We start from the raw sequence: 13,532 nt of genomic DNA, 5'->3' as shown, positions 1-13,532 counted from the left end.
CGCACCACGCCGGGCCGTCCCGCAGCACCGCGACGGCCAGCCGCACGTCCTGGCGCTCCGGGTGCCCCATCAGGTAGGCGAGGGCCTCGTCGGGGTCGCTCGGCATGCCCTCCTCCGCCGACGGCGGGAGCACCACCCGCTCGACCACCACCGCCGCACCGTCGACGGTCGGCGGCCACGTCAGCGACCCGAGGAGGTCCTCGAGCGCCGGGGCGTCCGGCAGTCCCTCCTGCTCCACCGACGTCAGGTGGTGGGGGTCCTTGGCGGCGGCCGCCACGACCTGCGCCGGAAGCTGGCCCGCGAGGTCCGGTTCGGCCTCGAGCGCCCGCGCGGTGCCCACCAGGGCGAACACCCGGACGGGCCCGTCCCAGCCACCGGCGGCCACGTGCCGCTCGATCTCACGGACCGCGTCCGCGAGGGCGGCGGTCGCACGGTCGGGGGTCGGGGCGGCGGGTCCGGTGCTGGCGTCCTGGCTCATGGGACCATCGTGGCAGGTGGTCACGATCCGGTCACCGGGGTGAGGCGCGTCACCCGGGCGGGTGCACCGTATGGGAACCTGGAGGCCGACACGCACGTTCCACTGCTGACCCCTGTGCCGGCCGGACGGCGAGAGGCCCGGGGGTCGCAGCGTGACCGTCGACCCGTCACCCGCCGATCCGTCATCGAGGTACAGACAACGTGACCTTCGCTTCGCCTCCTCGGCCCGCCCCAGGCGCGTCCCGACCCCCGGGTCGGCGTCGCGGGGCACTGGGCCCCACCATCGTCGTCCTGGTCGTGCTCGGGATCCTGTTCATGATCACGGCCAACCTGTGGACCGAGGTCCTCTGGTACGACGCCCTCGGCTACGTCGAGGTCATCCAGGTCACCTGGGTCACCCGGGGCCTGCTGTTCCTCGCCGGCTTCCTGGTGATGGCCGCGGCGGTGTACGCCGCGCTCGCGGTCGCCTACAGGTCCAGGCCGGTCTACGCCCCGTCGACTCCTGAGCAGGCGTCCCTGGACCAGTACCGGGAGATGATCGAGCCGCTGCGCAAGCTGGTGATGATCGCTGCGCCGCTGGTGCTGGGCTTCTTCGCCGGGACCGCCGCGTCGGCCCAGTGGGAGACCGTCCAGCTGTTCCTGAACGGCGTGGAGGTCGGCCAGGCGGACCCCCAGTTCGGCATGGACATCTCGTTCTTCATGTTCACGCTGCCGGCACTGCGGTTCGTGGTGTCGTTCCTCATGGCCGTGGCGATCATCGCCGGCATCGCCGGGGTGGCCACCCAGTACCTGTACGGGGGCCTGCGCCTGGGTGGCGGCGGTGACATGACCACGCGCGCGGCCCGGGTGCAGATCGGCGTGACCGCCGCGGTGGTCATGCTGCTGATCGCGGCGAACTACTGGCTGGACCGGTACTCGCTGCTGACGAGCAGCAACCCGCAGGGCGGTGACCTGCCGGTGGTGCGGGCGGGGGCGTCGTACGCGGACGTCAACGCCGTGATGCCGGCGCGCGCGATCCTCGCCGGTGTGGCCGTCCTGGTGGCGGTCCTGTTCCTGGTCGCCGCGGTGCGCGGCACCTGGCGGCTGCCCGCGATCGGTGTGGGTCTGATGGTCGTCTCGGCGATCGCGGTGGGTGCGGTCTACCCCTCGATCGTGCAGCGGTTCCAGGTAGAGCCGAACGCGCAGGCGCTGGAGGCGGAGTTCATCCAACGGAACATCGACGCCACCCGCGCGGCGTTCGGGATCGACGACGTCGAGGTCACCCCGTACAACGCGACCCTGGTCGCCGAGCGGGGCGCGCTGCGGGAGGACGCCGAGACCACGGCGAGCATCCGTCTGCTGGACCCCGCGATCGTCAGCCCGTCGTTCCGGCAGCTGCAGCAGAACAAGCAGTACTACAACTTCCCGGACACGTTGTCGGTGGACAGGTACACGATCGACGGCGAGAGCCGCGACACGGTGATCGCGGTGCGTGAGCTGAACCTCGCGGGCCTGGGTGCCGACCAGCGCAGCTGGGTCAACGACCACACGGTCTTCACCCACGGGTTCGGCGTGGTGGCCGCGTACGGCAACACCACGGCCGCCGACGGGCGTCCGGCCTTCTACCAGGGCGGCATCCCGTCCGAGGGGTCGTTGGGCACCTACGAGCCGCGCATCTACTTCGGTCAGTCGAGCCCGTCGTACTCGATCGTCGGGGCGCCGGAGGGCACCGAGCCGTGGGAGCTGGACTTCCCGGACGACGACGCCCCGTCGGGCCAGGTGAACACCACGTTCCCGACGCAGGAGGTCCAGGCCGGCCCGAGCATCGGGAACCTGTGGAACCAGCTGCTGTTCGCGGTGAAGTTCGGCTCGGAGCAGATCCTGTTCTCGGACCGGGTGACCTCCGAGTCCCAGATCCTGTTCGACCGTGACCCCCGTGAGCGTGTGGGCAAGGTCGCGCCGTACCTGACGCTGGACACCCGCGTGTACCCGGCGGTCGTGGACGAGCGCATCGTGTGGATCGTGGACGGCTACACCACGTCCGACCAGTACCCGTACTCCTCGTCGCGGGCGCTGGAGGAGGTCACCACCGACGCACTGACCATGCAGTCCAACGCGATCGCCGCGCTGGCGCCGCAGCAGGTCAACTACGTGCGGAACTCCGTGAAGGCCACCGTGGACGCCTACAGCGGTGAGGTGACGTTGTACGCGTGGGACGAGGAGGACCCCGTCCTGCAGACGTGGCAGGGGATCTTCCCGACCAAGGTGGCCCCGATCTCGGAGGTCTCCGGTGACCTGATGAGCCACCTGCGGTACCCCGAGGACCTGTTCAAGGTGCAGCGCAACCTGCTCGCCGAGTACCACGTGGACACCGCGGCGGAGTTCTACTCGGGCCAGGACTTCTGGCGCAACCCGCAGGACCCGGTCACCGAGGGCCTGCAGCAGCCGCCGTACTACCTGACATTGCAGATGCCCACCCAGGACGAGCCGACGTTCTCGTTGACGTCGACGTTCATCCCGGGCGGGCAGACGGACCGCAACGTGCTCACCGGGTTCCTCGCGGTGGATGCCGAGCCGGGCAACGAGCCGGGGGAGCGGCGCGACGGGTACGGGCAGCTGCGCCTGCTCGAGCTGCCGCGCAACACCACGGTCCCCGGGCCGGGTCAGGTGCAGAACGCCTTCAGGTCCAACCCGGAGGTGTCGCAGAGCCTGAACGTCCTGCAGCTCGGCAACTCCTCGGTCGTCAGCGGGAACCTGCTGACGCTCCCGGTGGGTGGCGGTCTGCTGTACGTCCAGCCGGTGTACGTCCAGGCCTCGGAGGGCACGAGGTTCCCGCTGCTGCAGCGGGTGCTGGTGGCCTTCGGCGAGGAGATCGGCTTCGCCGAGACGCTGGAGGAGGCCCTGGACCAGGTGTTCCAGGGTGACGCCGGTGTCGAGGGCGTGGAGCCGGGCGCGGACGTCGAGGACGTCCCGGACGCCCCGGTCGAGGGCGAGACCCCGGACGACGTGGTCGACGGTGTCGAGGTGACCCCGACCGAGCCCGAGGAGACGCCCGACCAGGACGTCACCCCGGACCCGGCGGAGACCGAGGCCCCGCAGCCGACCACGCCGGCGGCGGACGGCACGCCCCAGGCTCGCCTGGACGCGGCGCTGGCCGAGGCCCGTGACGCCCTGGTTGCCGGTCAGGAGGCGCTCGCCGACGGCGACTTCGCCGCCTACGGCGCCGCCCAGGAGCGCCTGGAGGCCGCGGTGTCCGCGGCGATCGCCGCACAGGAGGAGATGGGCGGCTGATCCCAGCCACCCCTGGCGGAGGGGCGCACGGTCCACGGACCGTGCGCCCCTCCGCCGTCTCCAGCCCTTGCCTCGCGCCAGCCGCCCCCACCGCCCCCCGCCCGTCTCGTGCCCGCCCGTCCCGACGGCAGTGGGGAGCATGTCGTGCGCATACCGCACCAGACGCTCCCCACTGTCGCGTCCGGGGCCTCTGCCTGCGGGATCGGGGAGCGTGTGGTGCGGATGTTGCACCGGGTGCTCCCCACTCGCCGGGGTCGCCGTCGCAGGGCCGCCGGAGGGGGTCGATTTGGTCTGTCTGTCACCGTGCCGTAAGGTTGGTGAAGCCGACGCGGGGTGGAGCAGCTCGGTAGCTCGCTGGGCTCATAACCCAGAGGTCGCAGGTTCAAATCCTGCCCCCGCTACTTGTGAAGTAGCAGTCCAGAGGCCCTCCTGATCTTCCGATCTGGAGGGCCTCTGGCGTTGTGCAGCGACAACACGGGCAGCGCGCGACGCGTCAGACGGTCACGGGGAACCTTTCCCAGACCCGGTGCGCGCCGAGCAGGGTGGCGATCTGCTCCAGGGTCTCGCCAGCGGACGTCCCGACGACCACGCCGGGCCCGGCGGCTCCGGCCTGGCGGAGGACGGCCTCCCCGTCGCCCCAGGCACCGAGTGCCTTGGAGTGACGGAACGCCTCGGCGACGAGCAGGGTGACGCGGGGGTCGACGGCCGCGGCGGTCACGTGCGGCTGCGCGGCGCCGGCCTTCGCGTCGGACGCGGGTGCGGCGTCCGGGGCGGGCACGGGCGCCCCGGCCACGAGCACCGCGTCGAACTCCACCGACCGGGCGGTCAGGAACGTCCGCTGGACCGTGACGGGTTCACCGGACCCGTCGTCGAGCATCCCGCCGTGCGGTGCGATCACCAGGGGCACCATCCCGGCGGCGTGCACGGCCTGACGGAGCTCGCGCACCCCGGTGAGGTCGGACGCGGCGTCGGCGACGATCCCGATGATGCGTCCGTCGACGGGCCAGGTGCCACCCACCTGGGACAGCGCCGGGCTGGGTGCGGCCTCGGTGGGGACGACGGTCGGTTCGGGTGCGGGCAGGCCCAGCCCCTGGGCGACCTGCTGGCACAGCACGGGGTCGATGTTCGCCAGCGCCAGGAGCTGGCGCTCCTTGATGGCCTGCTCGTAGCACTTGCCGAGCTCGAAGGTGTAGGCCCGGACGATGTGCTCCTTCTCGACCGGGCTCATGCTCAACCAGAACAGGCGGGCCTGGCTGAAGTGGTCGGCGAACGAGGCGGGGGCGCTGCGTTCCTTCGCCCCGGCCACCGGTTCGGGGACCTCCACGAACGCCCCGTCTCCGGCGCCCACGGCGAACGGGCAACCCCCGTCGACGGTGTTCGGCTTGTACGGGGCGTTGCCCACGTGGTCGGCCTGCTGGTGGAACCCGTCGCGCAGCATGTCGTTGACGGGGGCGTGCGGACGGTTGACGGGGATCTGGGAGAAGTTCGGGCCCCCGAGCCGGGTGAGCTGGGTGTCCAGGTAGGAGAACAACCTGCCCTGCAGCAGCGGGTCGTTGGTGACGTCGATGCCGGGCACCAGGTGACCGGGGTGGAACGCGATCTGCTCGACCTGGGCGAAGAAGTTCGTGGGTGCGGCGTCCAGGGTGAGCATCCCGATGGGCTGCACGGGTGCGAGCTCCTCGGGGACGAGCTTGGTGGGGTCGAGCAGGTCGATCCCCTCGAACGTCTGGTCCTCGGTGTCGGGGAACGTCTGGATGCCGAGCTCCCACTGCGGGTGGGCGCCGGCCTCGATCGCGTCGTACAGGTCGCGGCGGTGGAAGTCGGGGTCGGCGCCGTTGACGAGCTGGGCCTCCTCCCACATGAGGGAGTGCACGCCCTGGACGGGCTTCCAGTGGAACTTGACCAGGGTGGTGCCGCCGTCGGCGTCGACCAGGCGGAACGTGTGGACGCCGAACCCTTCCATGGTCCGGTAGGAGCGCGGGACGGCACGGTCGGACATCTGCCAGATGACGTGGTGCTGGGCCTCGGTGTGCAGGGACACGAAGTCCCAGAACGTGTCGTGGGCGCTCTGGGCCTGCGGGATCTCCCTGGCGGGCTGGGGCTTCACGGCGTGGATGACGTCGGGGAACTTGATGGCGTCCTGGATGAAGAACACCGGGATGTTGTTCGCGACCAGGTCGAAGTTCCCCTCGGTCGTGTAGAACTTCGTCGCGAACCCGCGCGTGTCACGGACGGCGTCCGCCGAGCCCCGCGAGCCGACCACGGTCGAGAACCGGACGAACACCGGTGTCTCGACGCCCTTGCCGAGGAACCCCGCTCGCGTGACCGAGGCCGCCGTCCCGTACGAGCGGAACGTCCCGTGCGCCCCGGTGCCGCGGGCGTGGACGACCCGCTCGGGGATGCGCTCGTGGTCGAAGTGCATGATCTTCTCGCGCAGGTGGTGGTCCTGCAGGAGCACCGGCCCCCGGGGGCCGGCCTTGAGGGAGTGGTCGGTGTCGCCCAGCCGCAGGCCTTGGGCGGTGGTGAGGTGGGCGCCGGTCTGGGCGCGGGCGTCGGCCGCGGACGGGTCCAGGTTCCCCGTGGGTGACACCGGCCGCACCGGACGCTGGTCGGCCTTCGGGGGCAGGGGGCCTTGGGGCTTGTCGGGCTCGGTGAGCGTCGGGGGTCGGCTGCCGGGCGCGCCGGGGATGGTCAGGGCGTCGTCGGAGCCGCCTGCGCTGCCCCCCACGACGTCCTTGACCATCTTCTTCGCCGAGTCCGTCGCCTGCTGGACGGGGTTGCGGTGGTCGTCGTTCGTCGCCATGCCTCGACGCTAGGTGAGCTCCTTGAGACCGGCACCCCGGGGCGTCGGGCCCGCCCGGCCCACCAGGGGCCGGGTGATCTGCCCGTAACGCAGGGGCCGTAGGCTCCGGGCGTGCGCCACTCCTGGGTCGAGGACGTCGTCGCGACCCTCATCAGCACCTACCTGGCCGGTCTGGGGGTGGCTCTGCTGCACGCAGGGGGAGCGGTCACAGGAGGGACGGCCGGACTGGCGTTGCTGGTCGGCTACGCCACGGGCATCCCGTTCGCGGCGCTGTTCCTGGCGGTCAACGTGCCCTTCGTGCTGCTGGGTGCGTGGCGCAAGGGCGTGGCGTTCGGTGTACGGACCTTGGTCGCGATCGCCCTGGTCGGGCTGTGGACGGTGGCGCACCCGGCGATGCTCCGCGTGAGCGACCTGGAGCCCGTGTACGCCGCCGTGACCGGCAACCTCCTGGCCGGCCTCGGCATGCTGATCCTCTTTCGTCACAACGCGAGCATGGGTGGGCTCAACACGCTGGCGCTCCTGGCCCAGGAGGTCCTGGGGATCCGCGCGGGGTACGTCCAGCTCGGCTTCGACGTCCTGATCATCGGGGCTGCGCTCGCGCTGACCCCGTGGCCGGTCGTGCTGGCCTCGGCCGCCGGCGCCGCGTTGCTCAACGCCGTGCTGATCATGAACCATCGTCCGGGCAGGTACACGGCGGGCTGACGTCGCTGTCGCACGCCCCGCTCTGCTCGCCGGCGCCGGGCGGGGCGTCCTGCAGCAACCTGGTGACCGGGCTGCAGCACGTGTCCCCCCGCAGCGCCTCGATCCCTTCCCGGGTGGCGACCGCGGGGATCACCAGCGCCCCCACCGGGTCCGCCCACCAGAGTCCGAACGCGCTGTTCAGGACGAGTCCGGCGAGCAGGACCGCCGACAGAGCGGCGCAGATCATGGTCTGCTTGCTGTCCGCCACCACCGCGGCCGACCCGAGCTCACGTCCCGTCCGTCGCTCGAGCAGGGACAACGCGGGCATGACCACGAGGGACACGCAGGCGAGGACAAGCCCGACGGTCGAGTGCTCGGGTTCGCCGTGGCCGGCCAGCGATCGCATCGCGTCGATGCTGACGAAGACTGCGAGACCGAAGAAGCTGAACGCGATCAGGCGCAGGGTGACGTGCTCGCGCTCGCGGGGGTCGCGCCCGCCGGCGAGCTGCCAGGCGATCGCCGCGGCGGAGAGCACCTCGACGATGCTGTCCAGGCCGAACCCGATGAGCGCCGCGGACGAGGCCGCCGCACCCGCGGGGATCGCGACGAGGGCCTCGATCACGTTGTAGCTGATGGTGGCCGTGACGATCAGCCCCACGCGGCGTCGCAGGATGGTGACGCGGTCGGTCTCGAGGGGGGCGCTCATGGGTCCGGCCCGGTCGTGCCGGGGGCCCGGGCACACCCGACACGGAACTGTTCTCGCCCCTGCGGGTGCAGGGTCTTGACACCGTCGGTTGCGCAGCGCCACGATGACGGCATCCCACTGAGACCGGTCTCACCAGAGCCACGAGCAAGGTGGGACCGGTCTCACACGTGCCTTCCCTCGGACAAAGGAGTCCTCCGTGCGCCCCATCCTGATGCGATCCCCGGCCCTGGTCCTGGGGGCGGTCGCGACCCTGACCCTGACCGCGTGCGCCACCGGCGCCGACTCGCCGGAGGCGTCCCCCGGTGAGGTGTCCGGCGACATCACCCTGACGGTCGCGACGTTCAACGAGTTCGGCTACGAGGAGCTGTTCGAGCAGTACCAGCTGGACAACCCGAACATCACCATCGAGCACCGCAAGGCCGCGACGTCCAACGAGGCCCGCGACACGTTCAACACCCGCCTCGCGGCCGGCGGTGCCGGCAACGCCGACATCCAGGCGATCGAGGTCGACTGGTTGGCCGAGCTCATGCAGTACCCGGACATGTTCGCCGACCTGTCCTCACCCGACGTCGAGGGTCGCTGGTTGGACTGGAAGGTCCAGCAGGCGACCATGCCCGACGGCAAGCTCATCGGGTACGGCACGGACATCGGACCCCAGGGCATCTGCTACCGGGCCGACATGCTCGCCGACGCCGGTCTGCCGACCGACCGCGACGAGGTCGCCGCGATGCTCGGCAGCACCTGGGAGGACTACTTCGAGGCGGGCCGGACGTTCGCCGGGTCCTCGGACGTGCCGTGGTTCGACTCGGCCGGCGCCGTTTACCAGGGCATGGTCAACCAGGTCGAGGCCGCCTACGAGAACCCCGACGGCACCCACAAGCCCCTGGACGGCAACACCACGGTGCGGGACCTGTACGAGCAGGTCCTGGAGGCGGGCGTCGACGAGGGCCTGTCGGCCGGCCTGACCCAGTGGAGCGAGGACTGGACGTCCGCGTTCCAGAACGACGGGTTCGCGACCATGCTGTGCCCGGGCTGGATGCTCGGCGTGATCGAGGGCAACGCCGCCGGCGTCGACGGGTGGGACCTGGCCGACGCGTTCCCGGGCGGGGGCGGCAACTGGGGCGGCTCGTTCCTGACCGTGCCGTCCACGGGTGACCACGTCGAGGAGGCCACCGCCCTGGCGGCGTGGCTCACGGCGCCGGAGCAGCAGATCGCGGCGTTCCGCGCCAAGGGCACGTTCCCCAGCCAGCTCGAGGCGCTGGAGAGCCCTGACCTGCTCGAGCAGACCAACGACTTCTTCAACGGTGCGCCGACGGGCGAGATCCTGGCCAACCGGGCCGCCGCGGTGGACGTGAGCCCGTTCAAGGGCCCGAACTACTTCGCGATCCACACCACGGTCGCCGACGCCATCACGCGCGTGGACACCGACAACACCGACGACGCCGCGTCGTCGTGGGACAAGGCCGTGCAGGCCTACAGCGAGCTCGGTCTGGACTGACGTCCCGGGGTCCGGGCGGCGCGACCCGCCGCCCGGACCCTGCGCCCACGGAAGGACACCCATGGCCACCCTCGCACCCTCCCGGCCGCCCATGCGCGACCGGCTCGGCAGGCTCGACGTCCGGGTCTCGCCCTACCTGTACATCGCCCCCTTCTTCGTGCTGTTCGCCCTGGTGGGACTGTTCCCGCTCGCCTACACCGCCTACGTGTCGCTCCACGACTGGCACCTGATCGGTGGGCAGGGGGAGTTCGTCGGCGTGCAGAACTACGTCGACGTGGTGCAGCAGCCGCGGTTCGCGACCGCCCTGCGCAACACCTTCAGCATCTTCCTGCTCTCGGCGGTGCCCCAGCTGGTGGCGGCGATCGCGATCGCCGCGGTCCTGGACGCCAACATCCGGGCCCGGACGTTCTGGCGCATGGGGGTCCTCCTGCCGTACGTCGTGGCACCAGTCGCGGTCTCGCTGATCTTCTCCAAGCTGTTCGCCGACCAGTCCGGGATGATCAACACCCTGCTCGGCATGGTGGGCATCGACGCGATCCGCTGGCACGCCGACGTCCTGGCCAGCCACGTCGCGATCGCGTCGATGGTGAACTTCCGCTGGACCGGCTACAACACGCTCATCTTCCTGGCGGCGATGCAGGCCGTGCCCCGGGACCTGTACGAGGCCGCGCTCATCGACGGGGCCAACCGGGTGCGCACCTTCTTCTCCGTCACCGTCCCGATGCTGCGGCCCACGATCATCTTCGTCATCGTCACCGCGACCATCGGCGGCCTGCAGATCTTCGACGAGCCGCGCCTGTTCGACCAGCTCGGTCAGGGTGGCGCCGACCGCCAGTGGATGACCATGACCATGTACCTGTACGAGCTGGGCTGGGGTGCGCAGAAGAGCTTCGGCAGGGCCTCGGCGGTCGCCTGGCTGCTGTTCGTGCTGATCGTCGTCATCGGGCTGATCAACTTCGCCCTCACCAGGCGTATCGCCTCCGCCGGTGCCGACGGGAAGGGAGGTCGGTGATGTCCCAGGTCAGGCACCAACCCTCACTGGTGGCGGTCCGCCAGACCGCCGGTCGGGGTGCGGCACGGGCCGCGGCCCGGCGGCGCGGCAGCACCGCGGGCGCCGAGCGACGCCCCGGGTGGGTCACCTACGTGCTGCTCGGGGTGGTCCTCGCGGTCAGCGCCTACCCGCTGTACTACGCCTTCCTCCTGGCGTCCTCCGACGCCTCGACGATCGCCCAGAACCCGATCCCGTCCCTGGTCCCCGGGCCCCACTTCCTGGAGAACGTGACCAGGGTGCTCGGGTCGGACATCAACTTCCTCACCGCGTTGCGCAACTCCACCGTGGTGGCCGTCGTGACCGCGGTCTCGGTGGTGTTCTTCTCGACGTTGGCAGGGTTCGCCTTCGCGCGCCTCGGGTTCCGGGGGCGGCGCCCGCTGCTGGTGTTCGTGATCGCGACGATGGCCGTGCCCACCCAGCTGGGTGTGGTGCCGCTGTTCATCCTCATGTCCGACCTGGGGTGGGTGGGCAAGCTGCAGGCGGTGATCGTCCCGGGGCTGGTGACCGCCTTCGGGGTGTTCTGGATGACCCAGTACCTGGACAGTGCACTCCCTCAGGAGCTCATCGAGGCGGCACGGGTGGACGGCTGCTGGCTCATCGGCACGTTCTGGCACGTGGCGCTGCCCGCGGCACGGCCGGCGGCTGCGATGCTGGCCCTGTTCACGTTCGTGGCCTCGTGGACGAACTTCTTCTGGCCGTTCGTCGTGCTGGGCCCGAGCAACCCGACGCTACCGGTGGCGGTCCAGCTGCTGCAGGCGTCCCACTTCAAGGACATGTCCTTGATCATGGCCGGTGTCGTGGTGTCGACCGCACCCCTGGTCGTGCTGTTCGTCGTCGTCGGTCGACAGCTGGTGTCCGGAATCATGCACGGAGCGGTGAAGGGATGACTTCGACGATGACCACCACGCCCACCACACCCACCTCTGCCTCCTCGTCCTCCCCGGAGCCCGGGGGCGGGCCCGGGCTGGTCTTCCCGCCGGGATTCGTGTGGGGGGCGGCCACGGCCGCGTACCAGATCGAGGGCGGGGTCGACGAGGGCGGCCGCACCCCCTCCATCTGGGACACGTTCTGCCGTGTCCCCGGCGCGGTGGCCGCCGGGGACACCGGTGACGTGGCGTGCGACCACTACCACCGGTGGCAGCAGGACGTGGACCTGATGGCCTCGTTGGGGCTGGGGGCCTACCGGTTCTCTACCGCGTGGTCGCGCATCTGCCCCGAGCCCGGGGTCGTGAACCGCCAGGGCCTGGACTTCTACTCACGCCTGGTCGACGCTCTGCTCGAGCGCGGCATCACGCCCTGGCTCACGCTCTACCACTGGGACCTGCCGCAGGCGTTGGAGGACCGCGGCGGGTGGGCGTCGCGGGACGTCGTGGACCACTTCGTCGAGTACGCGACGGTCGTGCACGATGCCCTGGGGGACCGCGTCACCCGGTGGACCACCCTCAACGAGCCGTGGTGCTCGGCGTTCCTCGGGTACGCGGGCGGGCAGCACGCCCCCGGTCGCCAGGAGCCTCAGGCCGCGGTCTCGGCCGCCCACCACCTGCTCCTGGCCCACGGGCACGCCACCCGGGCCCTTCGGGCCGCCGGGACCGGCGCCGAGGTGGGGCTCACGGTGAACCTGTCGGTGTACGACCCCGCGGACCCGGGCAGCGACGCCGACCAGGCCCTGGTCGACCGTCACGACGCGTTGCTGAACCGGGTGTTCCTCGACCCGGTGATCCACGGTCGCTACCCGCAGACGGCGCTGGACGCATGGGCGGCCGTCGGCGTCGCGCCCCCGGTCCGCGACGGCGACATGGACGTCATCGCGACCCCTCTGGACATGATCGGGGTCAACTACTACACCAGCTCCCTGGTCAGCGCTGAGACGTCACCCGAACCGCCGACCCCACCGCCGGGCCGCACCACCGCTCAACCGATGGTCGGCGTGGGGCAGGTGCGGACCGTCCCCCGGGACGTGCCCCGCACCGCGATGGGGTGGGAGGTCCAGCCCGACGACTTCGCACGGTTGCTGCGACGGGTGCACGCGGACTGGACCGGCCCCGCGGGCGTCCCGCTGTACGTCACGGAGAACGGTGCCGCGTTCGACGACGCCGTCGGTGCCGACGGCTCCGTCGACGACCCGGAGCGGGTCGCGTACCTGCGTGGCCACCTGCGCGCGGTCCACCAGGCCGTGACCGGCGGGGTCGACCTGCACGGGTACTTCGTCTGGTCGTTGCTGGACAACTTCGAGTGGGCGTACGGGTACGCCAAGCGGTTCGGCATCGTCCACGTGGACTTCGACACCCAGCGCCGCACCCCCAAGACGAGCGCCCGCGTGTACTCCCGGGTGGCGAGCACCTCGATCCTGGACGTGGACGGTACGGTCACGCAGTGACCGACGCCGTGACCTCGCGAGCCGGCCCCCGCGCGGCCGGCGGTGCGCCGACCATCCGCCAGGTCGCGGCCGCGGCAGGGGTGTCCCGGGCCACCGCGTCCCGTGTCATCAACGGCGGGCACCTGGTCAGCGAACGCACCAGGCAGGCCGTGGAGTCGGCGATCGCCGAGCTCGGGTTCACCCCCAACCGTGCCGCCCGGTCGTTGGCGACCCGGCGCACCGGGGCGGTCGCGCTGGTGGTCGCCGAGCCCAACCAGCGGTTGTTCACCGACCCGTTCTTCGGGGCCATCATCAACGGGATCTCGTTGTCCCTGGAGGCCCACGACCTGCAGATGGTGCTGCTGATCGCCCGTCCCGGCAGCGAGGAGCGGGTGCTGCGGTACGTGACGACCGGTCAGGTCGACGGCGCGGTCCTGACGTCCCACCACCTGGACGACCGGCTCCACGACCGGATCCTGCGGTCCGGTGTGCCGTGCGTGTTCCAGGGGCGTCCCGAGGGGTCCCAGCGCGTCCCGCACGTGGACGTCGACAACGTGGGCGGTGCCCGCGCCGCGACCGAGCACCTGCTGTCCACCGGCCGCCGGCGCATCGGGACGATCGCCGGCCCGCAGGACATGGTCGCGGGCCTGGACCGGTTGGCGGGCTGGCGGGCGGCGATGGACGCGGCCG

The 13,532-nt window shown here is 71.2% G+C and carries 10 protein-coding genes and 1 tRNA gene; 8 read left to right on the top strand and 3 right to left on the bottom strand.

Annotated elements, in window-relative coordinates; genetic code table 11:
• The coding region (locus N869_RS08265) for a PPA1309 family protein (RefSeq protein ID WP_035060111.1) at window positions 1–478 on the bottom strand (478 nt) is incomplete at its 3' end.
• 200 nt (window positions 479–678) lie between these two features.
• Between N869_RS08265 and N869_RS08260 the strand changes: the two genes are divergently transcribed.
• Together N869_RS08260 and N869_RS08255 are read left to right on the top strand one after the other, a co-directional pair.
• Window positions 679–3,747 carry a UPF0182 family membrane protein gene (locus tag N869_RS08260; RefSeq protein ID WP_035060110.1) on the top strand — a complete coding sequence of 1,023 codons (3,069 nt, stop codon included), beginning with the start codon at window positions 679–681 and terminating at the stop codon, window positions 3,745–3,747.
• Window positions 3,748–4,074: 327 nt separating this feature from the next.
• Window positions 4,075–4,148: transfer RNA gene (locus N869_RS08255), tRNA-Met, on the top strand.
• A gap of 92 nt (window positions 4,149–4,240) precedes the next feature.
• Here N869_RS08255 and N869_RS08250 read toward each other — a convergent pair.
• Window positions 4,241–6,490: a catalase gene (locus N869_RS08250; RefSeq protein ID WP_035060119.1), complete on the bottom strand. Its 2,250-nt coding sequence runs from the start codon at window positions 6,488–6,490 to the stop codon at window positions 4,241–4,243.
• A gap of 171 nt (window positions 6,491–6,661) precedes the next feature.
• Between N869_RS08250 and N869_RS08245 the strand changes: the two genes are divergently transcribed.
• Window positions 6,662–7,252 carry a YitT family protein gene (locus N869_RS08245; RefSeq protein ID WP_052105256.1) on the top strand — a complete coding sequence of 197 codons (591 nt, stop codon included), beginning with the start codon at window positions 6,662–6,664 and terminating at the stop codon, window positions 7,250–7,252.
• Here the strand turns inward: N869_RS08245 and N869_RS08240 are convergent.
• On the bottom strand, window positions 7,215–7,937 hold the full coding sequence (locus tag N869_RS08240; RefSeq protein WP_052105255.1) for a cation transporter: 723 nt from the start codon (window positions 7,935–7,937) through the stop codon (window positions 7,215–7,217). The two genes, N869_RS08245 and N869_RS08240, sit on opposite strands and share 38 nt — an antisense overlap.
• Before the next feature lie 211 nt (window positions 7,938–8,148).
• On the opposite strand from N869_RS08240, the gene N869_RS08235 reads away from it, so the two are divergent.
• From N869_RS08235 to N869_RS08215, 5 genes are all read left to right on the top strand, one after another.
• Window positions 8,149–9,435 (top strand): ABC transporter substrate-binding protein, encoded by a 1,287-nt coding sequence (locus tag N869_RS08235; RefSeq protein WP_035060113.1) that lies wholly within the window; start codon window positions 8,149–8,151, stop codon window positions 9,433–9,435.
• A gap of 61 nt (window positions 9,436–9,496) precedes the next feature.
• Window positions 9,497–10,447 (top strand): carbohydrate ABC transporter permease, encoded by a 951-nt coding sequence (locus tag N869_RS08230; RefSeq protein WP_035060108.1) that lies wholly within the window; start codon window positions 9,497–9,499, stop codon window positions 10,445–10,447.
• Window positions 10,447–11,373, top strand: coding sequence for a carbohydrate ABC transporter permease (locus N869_RS08225; protein ID WP_035060106.1), 927 nt, complete (start codon window positions 10,447–10,449; stop codon window positions 11,371–11,373). The genes N869_RS08230 and N869_RS08225 overlap by 1 nt, the downstream gene beginning before the upstream one ends.
• An 8-nt stretch (window positions 11,374–11,381) precedes the next feature.
• Window positions 11,382–12,863, top strand: a complete 1,482-nt coding sequence (locus N869_RS08220) for a GH1 family beta-glucosidase (protein WP_084136721.1) — start codon at window positions 11,382–11,384, stop codon at window positions 12,861–12,863.
• On the top strand, window positions 12,860–13,532 hold a 673-nt coding region (locus tag N869_RS08215), incomplete at its 3' end, for a LacI family DNA-binding transcriptional regulator (protein WP_035060104.1). The genes N869_RS08220 and N869_RS08215, both read left to right, overlap by 4 nt.

This window comes from Cellulomonas bogoriensis 69B4 = DSM 16987 (assembly GCF_000767165.1).
GTDB lineage: Bacteria > Actinomycetota > Actinomycetes > Actinomycetales > Cellulomonadaceae > Actinotalea > Actinotalea bogoriensis.
This window is presented reverse-complemented; position numbering and strand designations above follow the sequence as displayed.

What these genes read in the sequence shown, in the direction of transcription:
- N869_RS08220 (WP_084136721.1), top strand. Translation starts at nt 11,382, where the DNA reads ATGACCACCACGCCCACCACACCCACCTCTGCCTCCTCGTCCTCCCCG.
- N869_RS08225 (WP_035060106.1), top strand. Translation starts at nt 10,447, where the DNA reads ATGTCCCAGGTCAGGCACCAACCCTCACTGGTGGCGGTCCGCCAGACC.
- N869_RS08250 (WP_035060119.1), bottom strand. Translation starts at nt 6,490, where the DNA reads ATGGTCAAGGACGTCGTGGGGGGCAGCGCAGGCGGCTCCGACGACGCC.
- N869_RS08235 (WP_035060113.1), top strand. Translation starts at nt 8,149, where the DNA reads ATGCGATCCCCGGCCCTGGTCCTGGGGGCGGTCGCGACCCTGACCCTG.
- N869_RS08230 (WP_035060108.1), top strand. Translation starts at nt 9,497, where the DNA reads ATGGCCACCCTCGCACCCTCCCGGCCGCCCATGCGCGACCGGCTCGGC.
- N869_RS08240 (WP_052105255.1), bottom strand. Translation starts at nt 7,937, where the DNA reads ATGAGCGCCCCCCTCGAGACCGACCGCGTCACCATCCTGCGACGCCGC.